Origin of the sequence: Thioalkalivibrio denitrificans, assembly GCF_002000365.1 — a bacterium.
GTDB lineage: Bacteria > Pseudomonadota > Gammaproteobacteria > Ectothiorhodospirales > Ectothiorhodospiraceae > Thioalkalivibrio_A > Thioalkalivibrio_A denitrificans.
Genome location: NZ_MVBK01000058.1, coordinates 1 through 16,606 on the forward strand (window position 1 = coordinate 1; position 16,606 = coordinate 16,606).

General features: G+C 65.8%; 15 protein-coding genes and 1 tRNA gene. 6 read left to right on the top strand and 10 right to left on the bottom strand.

The genetic code is table 11. The features are described 5' to 3' along the window. The first annotated feature begins 202 nt into the window (after positions 1-202). Positions 203-1,048, top strand: a complete 846-nt coding sequence (locus tag B1C78_RS10110) for a universal stress protein (protein WP_077279045.1) — start codon at positions 203-205, stop codon at positions 1,046-1,048. Positions 1,049-1,097: 49 nt separating this feature from the next. Then, a complete protein-coding gene (locus B1C78_RS10115) occupies positions 1,098-2,975 on the top strand; it encodes an SLC13 family permease (RefSeq protein WP_077279046.1) in 1,878 nt (625 codons plus the stop codon). Between the two features lie 297 nt (positions 2,976-3,272). Here the strand turns inward: B1C78_RS10115 and B1C78_RS10120 are convergent, their stop codons facing one another. The 3 genes from B1C78_RS10120 to pgi form a co-directional block, all read right to left on the bottom strand. Next, entirely contained in the window at positions 3,273-3,653 is a 381-nt protein-coding gene (locus B1C78_RS10120; RefSeq protein ID WP_077279047.1) for a hypothetical protein, read from the bottom strand. Between the two features lie 10 nt (positions 3,654-3,663). After that, complete coding sequence (locus tag B1C78_RS10125; protein ID WP_077279048.1) at positions 3,664-3,900, bottom strand: hypothetical protein; 237 nt, start codon at positions 3,898-3,900, stop codon at positions 3,664-3,666. A gap of 292 nt (positions 3,901-4,192) precedes the next feature. Further along, a complete protein-coding gene (gene pgi / locus B1C78_RS10130; RefSeq protein WP_425443972.1) occupies positions 4,193-5,842 on the bottom strand; it encodes a glucose-6-phosphate isomerase in 1,650 nt (549 codons plus the stop codon). A 280-nt stretch (positions 5,843-6,122) separates the two neighbouring features. Between pgi and glgA the strand changes: the two genes are divergently transcribed. From glgA to B1C78_RS10145, 3 genes are all read left to right on the top strand, one after another. Beyond that, positions 6,123-7,580: a glycogen synthase GlgA gene (gene glgA, locus B1C78_RS10135; protein WP_077279050.1), complete on the top strand. Its 1,458-nt coding sequence runs from the start codon at positions 6,123-6,125 to the stop codon at positions 7,578-7,580. Positions 7,581-7,754: 174 nt separating this feature from the next. Beyond that, positions 7,755-10,598, top strand: a complete 2,844-nt coding sequence (gene ppc / locus B1C78_RS10140) for a phosphoenolpyruvate carboxylase (protein WP_077279051.1) — start codon at positions 7,755-7,757, stop codon at positions 10,596-10,598. Between the two features lie 278 nt (positions 10,599-10,876). Continuing rightward, positions 10,877-11,086: an SAP domain-containing protein gene (locus B1C78_RS10145; RefSeq protein WP_077279052.1), complete on the top strand. Its 210-nt coding sequence runs from the start codon at positions 10,877-10,879 to the stop codon at positions 11,084-11,086. Between the two features lie 135 nt (positions 11,087-11,221). On the opposite strand, the gene panD is transcribed toward B1C78_RS10145, so the two are convergent. Genes panD through pcnB form a run of 6 tightly spaced genes read right to left on the bottom strand, consistent with a single transcriptional unit; the run spans position 11,222 to position 15,912 of the window. Then, positions 11,222-11,602 (bottom strand): aspartate 1-decarboxylase, encoded by a 381-nt coding sequence (gene panD, locus B1C78_RS10150; RefSeq protein ID WP_077279053.1) that lies wholly within the window; start codon positions 11,600-11,602, stop codon positions 11,222-11,224. A 58-nt stretch (positions 11,603-11,660) separates the two neighbouring features. Continuing rightward, the gene (gene panC, locus B1C78_RS10155; protein WP_077279054.1) at positions 11,661-12,542 is read right to left on the bottom strand and encodes a pantoate--beta-alanine ligase; all 882 of its coding nucleotides are present in this window, start codon (positions 12,540-12,542) and stop codon (positions 11,661-11,663) included. 5 nt (positions 12,543-12,547) lie between these two features. Next, on the bottom strand, positions 12,548-13,363 hold the full coding sequence (gene panB, locus B1C78_RS10160) for a 3-methyl-2-oxobutanoate hydroxymethyltransferase (RefSeq protein WP_077279055.1): 816 nt from the start codon (positions 13,361-13,363) through the stop codon (positions 12,548-12,550). Positions 13,364-13,389: 26 nt separating this feature from the next. Continuing rightward, on the bottom strand, positions 13,390-14,040 hold the full coding sequence (locus B1C78_RS10165) for a deoxynucleoside kinase (protein WP_077279056.1): 651 nt from the start codon (positions 14,038-14,040) through the stop codon (positions 13,390-13,392). Continuing rightward, positions 14,037-14,537, bottom strand: a complete 501-nt coding sequence (gene folK / locus B1C78_RS10170; protein WP_217698027.1) for a 2-amino-4-hydroxy-6-hydroxymethyldihydropteridine diphosphokinase — start codon at positions 14,535-14,537, stop codon at positions 14,037-14,039. The genes B1C78_RS10165 and folK overlap by 4 nt, the downstream gene beginning before the upstream one ends. Next, on the bottom strand, positions 14,530-15,912 hold the full coding sequence (gene pcnB / locus B1C78_RS10175) for a polynucleotide adenylyltransferase PcnB (RefSeq protein WP_077279058.1): 1,383 nt from the start codon (positions 15,910-15,912) through the stop codon (positions 14,530-14,532). The genes folK and pcnB overlap by 8 nt, the downstream gene beginning before the upstream one ends. Positions 15,913-15,955: 43 nt before the next feature. Between pcnB and B1C78_RS10180 the strand changes: the two genes are divergently transcribed. After that, positions 15,956-16,031: transfer RNA gene (locus tag B1C78_RS10180), tRNA-Glu, on the top strand. A 51-nt stretch (positions 16,032-16,082) separates the two neighbouring features. On the opposite strand, the gene B1C78_RS10185 is transcribed toward B1C78_RS10180, so the two are convergent. Further along, positions 16,083-16,520, bottom strand: coding sequence for an NUDIX domain-containing protein (locus tag B1C78_RS10185; protein ID WP_077279059.1), 438 nt, complete (start codon positions 16,518-16,520; stop codon positions 16,083-16,085). Positions 16,521-16,606: the final 86 nt, after the last annotated feature.

A 16,606-nucleotide genomic window follows, 5' to 3' on the forward strand; every position in this document is an offset into this window, starting at 1 on the left:
CCCTTCATAGTTTCTATCGGTCCCGATCTTCGAAATTCCTTGGCGTCCATGGCGCTCTTTGCGAGAGAACAATTTCTTTTTTTGGTGCCTTTGGTGCACTTCGTGGTCAAGAAGGGCTTCCGTGACAACGCTGGTGCGTGTTGCGGAGGCTTCGGCTATCCTGAGCGGAAACTATGCCTCTCCATTCCGTCAGGAGCATGTGATGACTCAATCCCGATCCCCCCTGGGGGACCTGCAGGACATCCTGCTGGCCACCGACGGCACGGACAACAGTCATGCCGCCGAGGCCGCTGCGTTGGAGATGGCTTCGCGCTGCGGCGCGCGTCTGCACATCCTGCAGGTGGTGGTCACCACGCCCGAGCAGGCCGCCGAGATGCCGCGCTCGGTGGCGGAGGCCGGCGATGCGGCCAAGGCCTATATCGACGGGCTCAGGGAAAAGGCGGTGGCCGCGGGATTGGCCGCGGACACGTACGTGCGCACCAGCAGCGATCCCTACGGGGAGATTGCGGCCACGGCCCAGAAGCTGGAATGCAGCCTGATCGTGATCGGCCGCCACGAACGCAGCCTGTTTGCCCGGTTGCTCCGGGGGCAGACCATCAACCGGCTCATCGACAAGGCCCGTTGCAGTGTCCTGATGATGCCCGTGGGCGCCGAGACACCGAAGCGGGGGATTCTCGTGGCCACCGACGGCTCCGAGTTCGGCGATGCGGCGGTGGCGGCGGCGGTGGACCTGGCGCAGCGCTGCGGTCTGCCTCTGACGGCCGTTTCCGTATACCCGCCCGATGCCAACGACGAGGCGCGCGCCCAGGCGTACAACGCCATCGCCCGTGCCCAGGACGCCGCCGGCGAGCAGCCATTTGACGGGCGCCGGGTGGAAGGCGGCAAGGCCGCGGAAGGGATTCTCGAAGTGGTTGGCGAGACGGGCGCGGACCTCGTGGTGCTGGGCAGTCTGGGGCGGGGCGGCCTCAGCCGTCTGTTTCGCGGCTCCGTGGCCCAGACGGTGGTGTCCGGCGCCGGATGCGGCGTACTGGTGACCATCCGCGGCTGAGCCCGGGCTGACTCTTCTCCCCGTCATCATGTGCCGGTGAACCCTTCCCTTGACTACTGAACAGCTCCTGCTCGGCGCCGTGCTGCTGGGCACGCTGGTGCTGTTTCTGTGGGGCCGCTGGCGTCATGACGTGGTGGCCATGGCGGCCCTGCTGGTCTGCGTGGCCCTGGGCCTCGTGCCAAGCGCCGAGGCCTTCTCCGGATTCGGACATCCCGCGGTCATCACGGTCGCCTGCGTACTGGTACTCAGCTTCGGGCTGCAGACCTCGGGGGCTGTTGATGCCCTGGTGCGCACTGTCATGCCCACCGGTGCCGGACCCACGCTCACCATTGCGGCCCTGACCGGTCTCGGGGCCCTGCTCTCCGGTTTCATGAACAACGTGGGTGCGCTCGCCCTGTTGATACCGGTGGCCATGCAGTTGGCCTCCCGCATGGAGGTGGCGCCCGCGCGGGTGCTCATGCCGCTGGCCTTCGGCACCATCCTGGGCGGCATGCTCACGCTGGTCGGTACGCCGCCCAACCTGATCGTCTCCGGATTCCGGGCGGAGATGGGAATGGGCCATTTCGGCATGTTCGACTTCACCCCGGTGGGGCTTGCCGTCGCGGCGCTGGGGGTGCTGTTCGTCGCCGGGGTCGGCTGGCGCCTGGTGCCGGCCCGCAAGGCGGCCGCCGAGGGCTTTGAGACCGAGGCCTATCTCACCGAGGTCCGGGTTCACGAGGACAGCAAGCTCGCCGGGCAATGCCTGCGCGAAGTCGATGAGAAGCTCAAGGAGCACGACGCGATGGTGGTGGGGCTCGTGCGCCACGAGGTGCGCATGGTGGCGCCTCATCCCGGCCGACGCGTGCATGCAGGCGACATCCTGGTCATCCAGGCCGATGCCGATGCGCTCGCCGCGGTGCTGGGTGCCCTGGGTCTCAAGCTGGAGGAGGCCGTGGAGCCCGAGCAGGATGGCGCAGATAAGGACGAGGCCGATGTGGATGCCGTTGCCACCGTCACTGCACGTCGTGCCACGACCGCACCCGCGGCGGGGCTGAGCGAGGTCGCCGATGCAGAGGAAGAGGCGGCGCCGGAGGACGAGATCGGGCTGGTTGAACTCGTGGTTCTGCCGCAGTCCTCGGTGATCGGCCGAAGCGCCAGCGACATCCAGATGCGCACCCGCTACGGCATCAACCTGCTGGCCATTTCCCGCCAGGGGCGGCGCACGGCGACACGCCTGCGCTCCACCACGCTGCAGGCCGGCGACGTGCTTCTGATGCAGGGTTCGCCCGAGAGTGTCTCGGAGTTCGCCGCCAATGCCGGTTGCGTGCCCCTGGCGGAACGGGCGCTCACCATCCCCGACCGGCGCAAGGCACTTCTGGCGACGGGCATCATGGGTGCGGCTGTGGCGGCCGCCACCCTCGGCATCCCCGCCGCGCTGGCCTTTGCCGGCGGCGCGCTGTTGTCCATGGTGTTGCGCACGGTCCCCGTGCGCCAGCTGTATCAGTCGGTGGACTGGCCCGTGGTGGTCCTTCTGGCAGCACTGATTCCCGTGGCCGGCGCCATGCAGGCCACGGGTCTTGCAGAACTGATTGCCCGGTTCATGCTGGAAACCCTGGCCCAGGGTCACGTGGTGGGTGCGCTGGTGCTGGTCCTGGTGGTGACCATGTTGCTCTCGGATCTCATGAACAACGCGGCCACCGCCGCCGTCATGTGTCCGGTGGCCATCGGCATCGCCGCACAGCTGGGCGTCAACGTGGATACCTTTCTGATGGCAGTGGCGGTAGGCGCCTCCTGCGCCTTCCTCACCCCCATCGGCCACCAGAACAACACCCTCATCCTCGGCCCCGGCGGCCTGCGCTTCGGTGACTACTGGCGTTTGGGGCTTCCGCTGGAGGTGGTGGTGCTGGCGGTGGGTGTGCCGATGCTCTTGTGGGTGTGGCCGCTTTGAATGCTGAAAGGCGGACTAACCACGAAGCGCACGAAGGGCACGAAGTGACAAGAAAAAAGGAAATGTTATCTCGCAAAGCCGCGAAGCACGCAAAGGAAACATCTCATAGGGCGCCGCTTGGGCGCCGCCGGAGTTGAAACCATTTCCGGCCGGCGGGCACGGCCCGCCCTATGAACCCAGGGGCGCACAACACATTTTATGAACCTTTATGAATTTCCTTCGCGTGCTTCGCGCCTTCGCGAGAGAAATTCATTTCTTGCTTCGTGTTCTTCGTGCGCTTCGTGGTTAACGCATTGATCAAATGCTCTCGTCCACGGCACGCTGGGGCGCACCACCGGGGGTGGGGGTTTCGAGGCGGGCTTCAAGCTGTTCGCGCATGCGTTCGGCATCCTGCCGGGGGCCGGGTTCTGATGCCCCCTGAGGTGATTCCTCCGTATCCCGTTCCCGGGCCACGTCCACGCGGGCGCGGGCGGCCATTTCGGCATCGTTGCGTCCGGGGCGGTTCTCGGTGTTGGCCTGTTCCTCGTTGCGCCGGCCTGCGCTGCCTTCCTCGGGGTCGTCCAGGGGGCGGGGGGATTCCGTGGGCGCGGCGGTGGCGCCGCCTCCCAGCCGGTCATTGCTCTGGGGGCGGTTGATGGGTGCGCCCGGCGGCGCGGCCATGGGGTTGTCGATGATCATGGGCGGGGCGTCAGGCCTTCACGTCCAGGAGGGAGCCCAGCATGTCGTTCTCCGTCTTCAGGACCTTGACGGATGCCTCCACCTGGGTAGCGTGCTGGATCTGCTCCACCAGGGGTTCGGCCACGCTGCGCGTCTCCTCGCCGTTCATGCGATCGGCGCTGGCGATCTCGGCGGCGCTGCGCTGCAGCCCTTCCATGCCGCGCTGGATGCCATTGAGGGCGTGACCCGATACCGGGGTGACGGCCATGGGAAGACTCCCCAACCTGTGGATTCACCACATATTCTAGGTCATCCGGTTGCCCGGGTGCAGCCCGTCCCGACCTTCGGCCGCCCCATTCGTGCCGGCAGTCGGCCCGATGCATGTCATTCGTAATATGCGAACAAAAGACGCAGACTCTGATATAACGTAAATATCGCCTAACGTAGCATTAACTGCGTCTATCTTCCGTTATCTTGCCATCTTCGTGCCCCCACGCGTTAATCCGCATACTCACATCTGAAATCTGAAATCTGAAATCTGACCCCTCACACCTCACACCTCACACCTCACACCCCGTCATGCGCCGATAGTGATTGATCAGCCCGTTGGTGGAGGCGTCGTGAGCGTCTACCGGGGCCTCGCTGTCCAGTTCGGGGAGGATCGCCCTGGCCAGCTGCTTGCCCAGTTCCACGCCCCACTGGTCGTAGGCGTTCACACCCCAGATGACGCTTTGTACGAAGATCTTGTGTTCATACAGGGCGATCAGGCTGCCCAGGGTGTGGGGGTCGAGCCGGCGGAAGAGCAGGGAGTTGCTCGGCCGGTTGCCTTCGAACACCCGGTGCGGCGCCACCCGCGCCACCTGATCCGGATCCGCGCCGGCCCCCAGCATCTCTGCACGCACCTCCTCCAGGGTCCGGCCGCGCATGAGGGCTTCGGTCTGGGCGAAGAAATTCGACAGCAGGATGTGGTGATGATCCCCCAGCGGGTAGTGGCTCTCGCAGGGGGCCAGGAAGTCGCAGGGGATCAGGCGCGTGCCCTGGTGGATCAACTGGTAGAAGGCATGCTGGCCGTTGGTGCCTGGTTCACCCCAGATCACCGGGCCGGTGTCGTACCCCACGGACCGGCCCTGGCGGTCCACGGACTTGCCGTTGCTTTCCATATCCGCCTGCTGCAGGTAGGCGGGGAAGCGGTGCAGGCACTGGTCGTAGGGCAGGATGGCGTGGCTCCCCGCGCCGAAGAAGTCCACGTACCACACCCCCAGCAGGGCCAGGATCACCGGCAGGTTGGATTCAAGCGGCGCGCTGCGAAAGTGCTCGTCCATGGCGTGCGCCCCTTCCAGCAGCGCCTCGAAACGTTCCATGCCCACGTACAGGGCAATGGGCAGCCCGATGGCCGACCACAGGGAGTAGCGCCCGCCGACCCAGTCCCAGAAGCTGAACATGTGCTCGGGATCGATGCCGAACGCCGCCACGCCCTGTCGGTTGGTGGACACGGCGACGAAATGCTTCGCCACGGCCGCCTCGTCGCCCGCGTGTCGCACCAGCCAGTCGCGGGCCGTGCGGGCGTTGGTGAGCGTCTCCTGGGTGGTGAAGGTCTTGGAGGCGATGATGAACAGCGTCGATTCCGGGTCGACGCGCTCCAGCGTCTGGCCCATGTGGGCGCCGTCCACGTTGGAGACGAAGTGCATGGTCAGGTCTTCGTGTCCATAGGGACGCAGGGCCTCGCAGACCATGACCGGCCCCAGGTCGGACCCGCCGATGCCGATATTGACCACATGGCGGATTCGCTTGCCGGTGTGACCGGTCCACTCCCCGCTGCGCACCTTTCGGGTGAAGGCCGCCATACGTTCCAGCACGCCGTTCACGGCGGGCATCACGTCCTCGCCGTCGACCCGGATCGGACGGTTGCTGCGATTGCGCAACGCCACGTGCAGCACCGCCCGGTCCTCAGTGATGTTGATGCGTTCCCCCGAGAACATGCGATCGCGCCAGCTCTCCACGTCCCGGTCGCGGGCGAGATCGAGGAGCAGATCCCGCGTCTCCTCCGTGATCCGGTTCTTGGAGTAGTCCAGCAGCAGGTCTCCGAAGCGCAGCGAGAACTTCTCGAAGCGCGCCGGATCCTGGGCGAATAGCGCCTTCATATGCACGTTCTGCATGGCGTCGTAATGCGACGCCAGCGCCTGCCAGGCCCGTGTCCTGTTCACCTGCATGGTCATGTTCGTTGCTTGCTCCTGGTATCTGAAAAGCATTCAACGCAAAGACGCGAAGACGCAAAGCAGAATCCGGTCTTCAGAAGAATTCTTCCCCTTTGCGAACCTTTGCGCCTTCGCGTCTTTGCGTCGCGGTTCATTTGATCGCCACGACGCTCGTTTCGCCCCCATCGCTGCGTATGTCAACTATGTCCCGGTTTCCGTATCATGAGCCTACACCAACGGGTGTCATCACTTCGATCCGTTCCGAATTCATTCACCGTCGGGAGTCTGCCCCGCCATGCGTGTGCTTTTTGCCAGCAGCGAGATTCATCCCCTGATGAAGACCGGAGGGCTGGCGGACGTGAGCGCCAGTCTGCCCGCTGCGCTCAAGCGCCTGCGCCATGACCTGCGCCTGGTCATGCCGGCCTATCCGGCAGCGGTGGCGCGTGCGGGCACACTCGAGGAGATCGGCACGGTCACGTTGCCGGGCTTCCCAGCCGATCCCGTCACATTGCTCTCCGGCACACTGCCGGGCACCCGGGTGCCGTTGCTGCTGGCCGATGCCCCGCGCTGTTTTCAACGCGCCGGTGATCCCTACCGGGCCATGGACGGGCGTGACTGGCAGGACAACCACCTTCGCTTCGGCCTGTTTGCGCGGCTGATCGAGCACCTGGCCCTTGGCCGCGCCGGTCTGGACTGGCAGCCCGACGTGGTACATTGCAATGATTGGCAGACGGGGCTCGCGCCGGTCATGCTGCATCTGCATGACCGGCGACCCGCCACCGTCTTCACCATTCACAACCTGTCCTACCAGGGTCTGTTTGCGCGCGCGGCATTCGACGCGCTGGATCTGCCGCCGGAACTCTGGCACTACCAGGGGCTGGAATTCCACGGCCAGATGTCGTTCATCAAGGGAGGCATTGCATATGCCGACCACATCACCACCGTGAGTCCGACCTACGCGCAGGAGATTTGTACGCAGCAGATGGGCAATGGCCTGGACGGTCTGCTGAACCATCGCGCCGATGCGCTCACGGGCATTCTCAACGGCGTCGATTACAAGGAGTGGGATCCGTCCCGTGACAAGCGTATTGCCGCCAATTACAGCCGCGAAGACATGTCCGGCAAGGCCCGGTGCAAGGCGGACCTGCAGCACCATTTCGGTCTGCCCGGAAGGAGCGGCGTGCCGCTGCTGGGCCACGTGGGGCGCATGGTTCCGCAGAAGGGCGTGGACCTGCTGCTCAAGGCGGTCGAGCCCCTGCTCTCGGGCGGGGACGCGCAACTGGTGGTGGTGGGGTCGGGTGATCCGGTGCTGGAGCGTATCGCGAGGCGCCTGGCCGAACGCTATCCCGGCAGCATGGGGCTCCATGTGGGTTACGACGAGGACCTTGCCCACCGGGTCGAGGCCGGTGCCGATGTCTTCGTGATGCCTTCGCGTTTCGAGCCCTGCGGCCTCAACCAGATGTACAGCCTGCGATACGGCACCATTCCGGTGGTGCGGCGCACCGGGGGCCTTGCCGACACGGTTGTGGACGCCGACCCCGTACACCTGGCATCCGGCGACGCTACCGGTGTGTGTTTCGATGAGGCCACCCCCCAGGCCCTGGCCGATGCCCTGGCCCGCGCGCTGGCCCTGTACCACCAGCCTGCCGGCTGGAAGCGCCTGGTGCGCAATGCCATGGCCCAGGACTTCAGCTGGTCGCGCAGCGCGGAGTCCTACGCAGGCCTGTATCGTGAGCTCGTTGCCGGCCGGTAAGGGCATGTTGCTTGTCCCGCGGTGTCCGTGCCTGTTTGCGGCGCCGGGGCGCTTTGCAGGTATAATGCGCCGCTGATTCACGTCGGACTCGGGCATGCTCCCGGGGTTCGGCACCCTTCACCCCATCGGAAGGGCCACGCGGGCAGGGCGCCCGGCCAGGCCGTACGACCCCATATGCAAGAGAATGAGCTGATCCCCGCGACGCTGCCACCCCGGGACAAGGAACTCCGTGCCCGGGTCAAGCTGTTCGGCAATCTGCTCGGCAGCGTGCTGAAACGCTTGGAGGGCAGGCGGGTCCTGGCGGCGGTGGAGACCCTGCGCAAGGGCTACATCGCGCTGCGCAAGCAGGACGATCCGGAGCGCCGCGCCCGGCTGATGGCCTTCATCGACAAGCAGGATGCCCGCACGCTTGAGCTGATCATCCGCGCCTTCAGCACCTACTTCAGTCTGGCAAACATCGCCGAGGAGGACTTCCTCTACCGGGAGCGCCGGCGCCAGGTGAGCGAGGGCGGGCCGCTGTGGGTGGGGTCCTTCGACCATACCCTGCGCGAATTTCACGCCCAGGGCGTGCCGGCGGACAAGCTGCAGAGCCTGCTGGACCAGCTGGCCTACATACCCGTGTTCACCGCGCATCCCACCGAGGCGCGCCGGCGTACGGTCATGGAGGCCCAGCGCCGGGTCTTTCTCGCGGCGGACCGGCTCAACGACCGGCGCATCGGCCGCGAGGAACGCGAGGAACTGACCCGCGAACTTGAAACCCGCGTGCAGGTGCTGTGGCGCACCAACGAGGTCCGGGTGAAGAAGCCCCAGGTGCAGGACGAGATCAAGTACGGCCTGTTCTACTTTGAGGAAAGCCTGTTTCAGGCGGTGCCCATTACTTACCGCCTGCTGGAGAAGGCGCTGCGGCGAACCTACGGGGCTGACGAGAGCGGCAACCCGCGCATCCGCGTGCCCAGCTTCCTGCGCTTCGGCTCGTGGATTGGGGGCGACCGGGACGGCAATCCTTATGTCACGCCCGCGATCACGGAACTGGCCTGCCGGCTCGCCATGGCGCAAGTGCTGTCGGAATACCTGCGCCGGGTGAGCGCGCTGCGCCATGAACTGACCCACTCCACCTTCATGTGCCAGCCTTCCGAGGCCTTCTTGGAGAGCCTGGAGCGGGACAGCACCATCGCCTCGGCCGTATTCCAGGGCGGTTCGGATCGTTTCGAGACGGAACCCTACCGGCGCAAGCTCTACATCATGCGTTACCGGATCGCGGAGACGCTCGGCACGGTGCGCCGTCGCCTCAAGGGCGAGAACGCCGTGCTGCCCGCAAGTTCCGCCTACGCCACGGCCGCCGATCTGCATGCCGACCTCTGCCTGATCCGGGATTCCCTGATCAGCCACGGTGACGCCAACGTGGCCGCGGGCAACCTTACCGACCTGATCCGTATGGTGGAAACCTTTGGATTTCACCTGTTCCGCCTGGACGTGCGCCAGGAATCCACGGTGCACAACCGGGCGGTCGCCGAGATCCTTCGCGTCGCTGGATTGCACGATGACTACGAGGCACTCGACGAGGAAGCGCGTCTGAATCTGCTGGCGCGTCTCACGGAAGCGGACGAGCTGCCAAAGGTGAAGGCGAAGGACCTTTCCGACGAGGCGCGGGACACCGTGGAGGTGTTTCATGTCATGGGCCGCATGCGTACGGAGGTGGGTCCGGAGGGTATCGGCACGTACGTCATCTCCATGACCCATGCCGCCTCCCACGTCATGGAGGTGATGTTCATGGCGCGCCTGGCGGGGCTCAGCGGACGTGACGAGGACGGCAAGCCGTTTTGCCACGTGCGGGTCTCGCCCCTGTTCGAGACCATCGAGGATCTGCGCCACGTGGAGCAGGTGCTGGAGGCGCTGCTCGTTCAGCCCGCTTACAAGCGCCTCCTTGAGGCCGCCGGCAACCTTCAGGACGTCATGCTCGGGTATTCGGATTCCTGCAAGGACGGCGGCATCGTCGCTTCCAGCTGGAACCTCTACGAGGCGCAGAAGAGGATCATCCGCATTACCGGGGAGAACGGCGTGAAATGCCGGCTGTTTCACGGCCGGGGCGGGACCATCGGGCGTGGCGGCGGCCCCACCCACGAGTCGATCCTTGCCCAGCCGCCGGGCACCGTGCACGGCCAGATCAAGTTCACCGAACAGGGCGAGGTACTGTCCTACAAGTACAGCAACGTGGAAACGGCGGTCTACGAGCTGAGCATGGGGGCCACCGGTCTCATGAAGACCAGCCGTTGCCTGATCGACACGCCGCCCACCGACCGCAGGGATTACATGGGCATCCTGGACGAGCTGGCCGCGCTTGGCGAGGAGGTCTATCGGGACCTGACCGATCGCACCGAGGGTGTACTGGATTACTTCTATGAGGTCACGCCGGTGCAGGAGATCGGTCAGCTCAACATCGGCTCGCGCCCGTCGCACCGGCGCAAGGCGGACCGGTCAAAGAGCTCCATCAGGGCCATTCCCTGGGTGTTCGGCTGGGCCCAGTCGCGCCATACCCTGCCGGCCTGGTACGGCATCGGCTCGGCGCTGGAGAGCTGGCGGCGCAACGACCCCAGCCGCCTCGCCAAGCTCCAGACCATGTACAACGAGTGGCCCTTCTTCCGCGCGCTGCTGTCCAACTGTCAGATGGCGCTCACCAAGGCCGACATGCGCACTGCCGAGGAGTACGCCAAGCTCTGCCATGATCCACAACTGGCCCGGCGTGTGTTCGCACTGATCCGCGAGGAGTACGAGCGCACCGTGCAGCAGGTCCTCAACGTAGCGGGCACACAGACGCTGCTGGACGAAAACCCCACGCTGGCGCTGTCCCTGATGCGCCGCAACCCGTACCTGGACCCCCTCAACCATATCCAGATCACCCTGCTGCGCCGCCACCGGGCGTTGCACGAACGCACCGACGAAGTGGAAACGGACCCCTGGATCCGGCCGCTGCTGCGTTCCATCAATGCGATCGCGGCGGGGATGAGGAACACAGGGTGAGCGGGCGCTGCGCGCCCGAAGGATGAAGGATGAAGGATGAAGGATGAAGGCAAAGCGTACCCTCTCATTCAGCATTCATCCTTTCACGTTCCACGGCGTTGCACCGAAACTGCGCGTCATCGGGTTGTGATCTCTCTTTCGGTGCGTCATTGAGTCGTCATGTTCATCGAGCAGACTGTTTTGGCCGGGCACGGAAGTTGCTGAGTGGTTCAAGGAAATCTGTGAGGTCATGATCCAGAATGCCGACCGGCAGCACTGGAACTGCGAGGTGAGTACACATGAACGTGGCATCGATTCGGGAAATCGCACGCGGGATGGAGATCAGCATCGGCAAGCTCAACAAGGCCGACCTGATCCGCCAGATTCAGAAGATGGAGGGCAACTTCCCGTGTTTCGGCACCGCCCTGAACGGCGTGTGTGATCAGACGGAGTGTCTGTGGCGGGAGGACTGCCTGGCGGGCGCTGCGCGCCCGAAGGTTGAAGGTTGAAGGTTGAAGGTTGAAGGTTGAAGGTTGAAGGATGAATGAAAGGACGCCCCGAGCCTTCGCGCTCCGGAAGGCTGGTGGCAGTGGGCTTTTATTCATCCTTCATCCTTCAACCTTCATCCTTCCTGTCCAGGCGGCTCAGGCCGCTTGGACAGGAATGTCGTTTCCCGTGCGCACGATGCGGTTGTCGGCGTCCAGGTAGACTAGGCGGGGATGGAATGCAGCGGCGGCCTCTTCGGGCATCTGGCCGTAGGCGCAGATGATCACGCGGTCGCCGGGGTTTGCCTTGTGGGCGGCGGCGCCGTTGACGGAGATCACGCCGCTGCCGGCCTCGGCCCGGATGGCGTAGGTGGTGAAGCGCTCGCCATTGGCCAGGTTGTAGATCTGGATCTGTTCGAAGGGCAGGATGCCGGCCATCTGCATCAGATGGGCATCGATGGCGCAGGAACCCTCGTACTCCAGTTCGGAGTGGGTCACAGTGGCTTTGTGAAGCTTGCCTTTCAGCAGGGTGAGCAGCATGAAAACCTCCCGGTCATCGGGATCGTCAAGTCGGGTCTTGCAAGGCCGGGAGCCTCTATCAGCCCGTCATTATGCGCAATCTCCCGCAGTGCAGCAAATCCACGGTGAGATTGTCGATCAGGCGCACCGGGCCGCACCAGGCCGCCCCCAGCACCACCAGAGCCTGGTCTTCGGGGCCTGGCGGGCCCAGGTCCTGCCGGCGGCGGATGCTGATGTAGTCGGGCCGCAGACCCGCGGCCTCCAGTTCTGCGCGGCCGGCCTGTTCCAGTGCCGGGACATCCGTCTCTCCGGCGGCCAGACGTTTCCCGCAGCCGGCCAGTGACCGGTACAGGGCCGGCGCGCGGGCCCGGTCGTTTTCGTCCAGGAGACTGTTGCGGGAACTGAGCGCCAGGCCGTCCGGCTCGCGCACGGTGGGCTCGGACAGGATCTCCACGCCCAGGTCCAGGTCCGCGGTCATGCGCCGTACGATCATCAGTTGCTGGAAGTCCTTTTCGCCGAACACCGCCAAGTGCGGGCGGACCATGCCGAACAGCTTGCACACCACCGTGGCCACGCCGGTGAAATGGCCCGGGCGATGGGCGCCCTCCAGATCATCCCCCAGCCCCGGCACCTCCACGCGCGTCACACCCTCCCGGCCGCGTGGATAGACCTCGGCCTCCGGCGGCGCGAACAGCAGGTCCACCCCGGCATCCGCCAGCGCCTGCGCGTCCGCCTCCAGAGTCCGCGGATAGGCGGCCAGGTCATCCGCACGGTCGAACTGCAGGGGGTTGACGAAGATGCTTGCCACCACGTGCTGTGCATCCCGGCGGGCCCGTTCCACCAGCGCCAGATGACCCCGGTGCAGATGGCCCATGGTGGGCACCAGCGCCACAGCGCGGTCCTCCCGGCGCCACGGAGAGAGCGCCGCGGCCAGTTCTGCGCGGGTGTGTACCGTCTTCATGAGGTTCAGTTCTGGAAAGTGTGCTCGGGGCCGGGGAAGCGGCGTTCGCGCACGGCCGAGACGTAGGCAGCCAGCGCCGCGGGGATGTCGTCCGAACCCTGGAGAAAGTTGCGCGCGAAGCGGGGCGGTTTGGCCGTCAGGCCCAGTACGTCGTGCAGCACCAGGATCTGCCCGTCGCAGTCGCTGCCGGCACCGATACCGATGACGGGGATGTCCACGATGCCGCGGATCTCCGCCGCCAGCACGGCCGGCACGCATTCCAGGAGCAGGATGTCGGCGCCCGCGTCCTGCAGCGCCACGGCGTCGCGCATCATGCGCTCCCCGGCATGCGCCCCGCGCCCCTGCACCCGATACCCGCCCAGCTTGTGGATGGACTGGGGGCGCAGCCCCAGGTGGGCGCATACGGGGATGCCGTGTCGGGCCAGGGCGGAGACCACCTGCACCTGGCCGCCGTCGCCCTCCAGCTTGACCATCTGCGCGCCGCCTTCCTGCATCAGGCGTGCGGCGTTGGCCAGGGCCTGGGACGGATCCGTGTAGCTCATGAAGGGCATGTCCGCCATGAGCAGGGCACGGCGGCAGCCGCGGGCCACCAGGCTGGTGTGGTAGATCATCTGCTCGAGCGTGACCGGTACCGTGGTTTCGTGACCCTGCACCACCATCCCCAGGGAATCGCCCACCAGGACCACGTCCATGCCGGCTTCGTCCACAAGCCGCCCGAAAACCGCGTCGTAGGCAGTCAGGCAGGCGATGGGCGTGCGCGAGCGGCGCATCTCCTGGAGGCGCGTGACGGTAATGCGGGATTGTTCGGTCTGTACGCTCATGGGGGATACCCTCGACGCCCGGCCGGTCACATGGCAAAGGGCAGCGGGTTGAAGTAATGACGACCTGCGTTGACGCCGCGCATGAACTCCAGCAGCTGCCGGTAGTCCTCCTCGCGGTTGACCCAGTCGATGCCGCTGGCATTGACGATCAGCAGCGGCGCATCCTCGTAATGATAAAAGAAGCTGGCGTAGGCCTCACTCAGGCGGTGCAGGTAGGTGCTGTCGATGAGCCGCTCGAAGCTGCGCCCCCGGCGCGCCACGCGCTCCATGAGCACATCCACCGGGGCCTGCAGGTAGATCACCAGGTCGGGCTTCGGTGCGTCCAGGGTCAGTTGTTCGTAGACCTGTTCGTACAGGCCGTGTTCCGCGTCGTCCAGGGTCACCTGGGCGAACAACCGGTCCTTTTCGACCAGGAAATCCGCCACGCGCACCGGCTTGAAGATATCCCCCTGGCGCAGGGCCTCCAGCTGGCGCACCCGCTGCATGAGGAAGAACAGCTGCGTGGGCAGCGCGGCGCCCTTCGGGTCCTGGTAGAAGCGCTCCAGGAAGGGATTCTCCTCCGGGGCCTCCAGCATCAGTTCGGCGTTGTAGGTCTCGGCCAGTCGTCTGGAGAGACTGGTCTTGCCCACGCCGATGGGCCCTTCCACCACGATGTAGGATGGTGCCTGCCCGCTCACGCTCCCCCCTCCAGTCGGTTCAGCCCGCCCCTCGGGCAGCCCGCCTTGAGCCCGGTCAGCGACCCCAGGCCCGGCAGGTCCAGGTCCCCCGGGGCAATCTCTGCCAAAGGGTACAGGACAAAGGGCCGCTCGGGGATGCCCGGATGGGGAACACGCAGTTGTGGTGAATCGATGCGTGCGTCGCCGTAGAGGAGGATGTCCAGGTCCAGTGTGCGCGGCCCCCAGCGGGTTCCGTCCCGCAGGCGTCCGTGCGTGCGCTCCACGGCCATCAGCGCTTCCAGCAGTTCGAGGGCGGAAAGCCCGGTGGCGAGGCAGGCCACGGCGTTGACGTAGTCGGGTTGCCCCGGGGGACCCATGGGCGGGCTGGTGTACAGGGAGGAACGCGCCAGGCAGCGGGTGCGGGGTAGACGCTCAAGCGCCTCGAGGCCCTTGGAGACCTGGTCGACGGGGTTCTCCAGGTTGCTGCCCAGGCCGACGTAAGCGATGACCTCAGCCACCGGAATCGGACTTGCGCCGGCGCGGACGGCGCCGCCGCCGTCTGCCGCCGGGGGAATCGCCCGCGCCATCTCCCGCGGACACCATGCGCCGCTGCTCGTCGGCGCTGACTTCCTGGATGCGCGTCCACCACTCGCAGCCTTCCTCCAGCGCCTCCCCGGAGGCGGCGCGCAGGCAGTAGAAATCGTACGCGGCGCGGAAACGGGGGTGGCCCAGCAGGCGCAGGGCTCGGCCGCCACGACGCTGATCGAAACGGGGCTGCATCTCCCAGATCTCGCGCATGGGCAGGCCGAAGCGCTTGGGGATCGCGATATGCGCCGCCTGTTCCGAGAGCACCGCACCACCGGCCTGCTGCAGGGCCGGCAGCCAGGGTGTGCCGGACTCCATCAGGTTGTCCGCCAGACGCCGCACCGGCTCCCAGAGCATCACGGCATAGAGGAACGCGGGATTGACCCCCTTGCCCTCGTCGATGCGCTCATCGGTGCTCTTCAGGGCATTGGCCACGAAGGTGATCGGGAAGTTGTTCTCCTCGTGGGAGAGGGCCTCCTCGGTGCCCGGGAACAGGTAACGGAACAGGTCATAGCGGCGCAGCATCTCGAAGGTCTGCACGCCGTAGCCGCCATGGAAGAGCTTGATGGCCTCGTCGAACAGTCGGGCCGGCGCCACCTCGGCCAGCAGCCCCGCCATGCGGGGGATGGCCGCCTCGCAGGTCGGGTCCACCCGAAAGCCCAGCTTGGCGGCAAAGCGCACGGCCCGCAGCATGCGCACCGGGTCTTCCCGCAACCGCACCTCGGGATCACCGATCAGGCGCAGCACGCCCTGGCGCAGGTCCTCCATGCCGCCGGCATAGTCCACTACGGAGAAGTCGGCGATGTCGTAATACAGGGCATTGACCGTGAAATCGCGCCGCCAGGCGTCCTGCTCGATGGTGCCGTACACGTTGTCGCGAATCAGCCGGCCGTCCTCCACCAGCGCGTCGCCGTTTTCTTCGGATCCCGTGTCGTCGTCGCCGTTGTCATGGGGCGCGCGAAACGTGGCCACCTCGATGATCTCGCGGCCGAAGCGCACATGCGCCAGCCGGAAGCGCCGCCCGACCAGCCGGCAATTGCGGAACAGCCGGTTGACCTCTTCGGGGTGAGCGTCCGTGGCCACGTCGAAATCCTTGGGCTCGCGGCCGAGAAGCAGGTCGCGCACGCCGCCGCCCACCAGACAGGCGCGGTACCCCGCCTCCTTGAGCCGGTAAAGGACCTTGAGGGCGTTCCTGCTGATGTTGGCGCGCGAGATCCCGTGTTCTGCCCGGGGAATGATCACCGGCGAGGTGCTGGCGGCATCGGCTGATGCAGAGGCGTTTTCGGTGGCTGTGTTGTGCTGCTCCATTGGGCGGCTATAATACCAACTTTTGCCAGTCCCGTAGTCATCCGCTCCCTTCGTCTAGTGGTCCAGGACGTCGCCCTCTCACGGCGAAAACAGGGGTTCGAGTCCCCTAGGGAGCGCCAATTCCAAGGTTGAAGGTGGAAGGATGAAGGTTGAATGTGCCTTCGTCCGGTTCATCCGTGCTCGTCCAGCGGCTTGCCGTTTCCTGTCTTCAGCCAGTTCACGTAGTCGGCGAGTATGCGTGCATGGTCGAAGGCCAGCGTGACGCCCGGGTCCCGCGGATCGACGCAGCATGCGTTTCGGGCGTCGTCGTCGGCCTGCGGTTCGCCGTCGGCATCGGCGATGAACACCGCGCTGACCGTGTGGCCCCGGCTGTCGCGGGCGGGATCCGAGTAACAACCCAGCAGTGCCACCAGCCGCACGTCCAGGCTCGTCTCCTCCCGGGCCTCGCGCACGGCCGCCGCCTCCAGCGTCTCCCCCACGTCCACGAAGCCCCCCGGCAGCGCCCAGCCCGGAGGCGGGTTGCGCCGCTCGATGAGCACGATGCCGTGTGGATCGCCGTTCAGGCGAATGAGGGTGTCGACGGCGAGGAGGGGAGTGGATGGGCGCATTGCTTATAAGGATGAAGGTTGAAAGATGAAGGATGAATGAAACCACCCCGCTTGGAAAGGATGAAGGATGAAGGATGAAGGTTGAA

Excerpts from the sequence above, each read along its gene's own strand:
- ppc (WP_077279051.1), top strand. The coding sequence starts at position 7,755 with ATGCAAGAGAATGAGCTGATCCCCGCGACGCTGCCACCCCGGGACAAG.
- pcnB (WP_077279058.1), bottom strand. The coding sequence starts at position 15,912 with ATGGAGCAGCACAACACAGCCACCGAAAACGCCTCTGCATCAGCCGAT.
- panB (WP_077279055.1), bottom strand. The coding sequence starts at position 13,363 with ATGAGCGTACAGACCGAACAATCCCGCATTACCGTCACGCGCCTCCAG.
- panC (WP_077279054.1), bottom strand. The coding sequence starts at position 12,542 with ATGAAGACGGTACACACCCGCGCAGAACTGGCCGCGGCGCTCTCTCCG.
- B1C78_RS10110 (WP_077279045.1), top strand. The coding sequence starts at position 203 with ATGACTCAATCCCGATCCCCCCTGGGGGACCTGCAGGACATCCTGCTG.
- B1C78_RS10125 (WP_077279048.1), bottom strand. The coding sequence starts at position 3,900 with ATGGCCGTCACCCCGGTATCGGGTCACGCCCTCAATGGCATCCAGCGC.
- panD (WP_077279053.1), bottom strand. The coding sequence starts at position 11,602 with ATGCTGCTCACCCTGCTGAAAGGCAAGCTTCACAAAGCCACTGTGACC.
- B1C78_RS10145 (WP_077279052.1), top strand. The coding sequence starts at position 10,877 with ATGAACGTGGCATCGATTCGGGAAATCGCACGCGGGATGGAGATCAGC.
- B1C78_RS10185 (WP_077279059.1), bottom strand. The coding sequence starts at position 16,520 with ATGCGCCCATCCACTCCCCTCCTCGCCGTCGACACCCTCATTCGCCTG.
- B1C78_RS10120 (WP_077279047.1), bottom strand. The coding sequence starts at position 3,653 with ATGATCATCGACAACCCCATGGCCGCGCCGCCGGGCGCACCCATCAAC.
- glgA (WP_077279050.1), top strand. The coding sequence starts at position 6,123 with ATGCGTGTGCTTTTTGCCAGCAGCGAGATTCATCCCCTGATGAAGACC.
- pgi (WP_425443972.1), bottom strand. The coding sequence starts at position 5,842 with ATGCAGGTGAACAGGACACGGGCCTGGCAGGCGCTGGCGTCGCATTAC.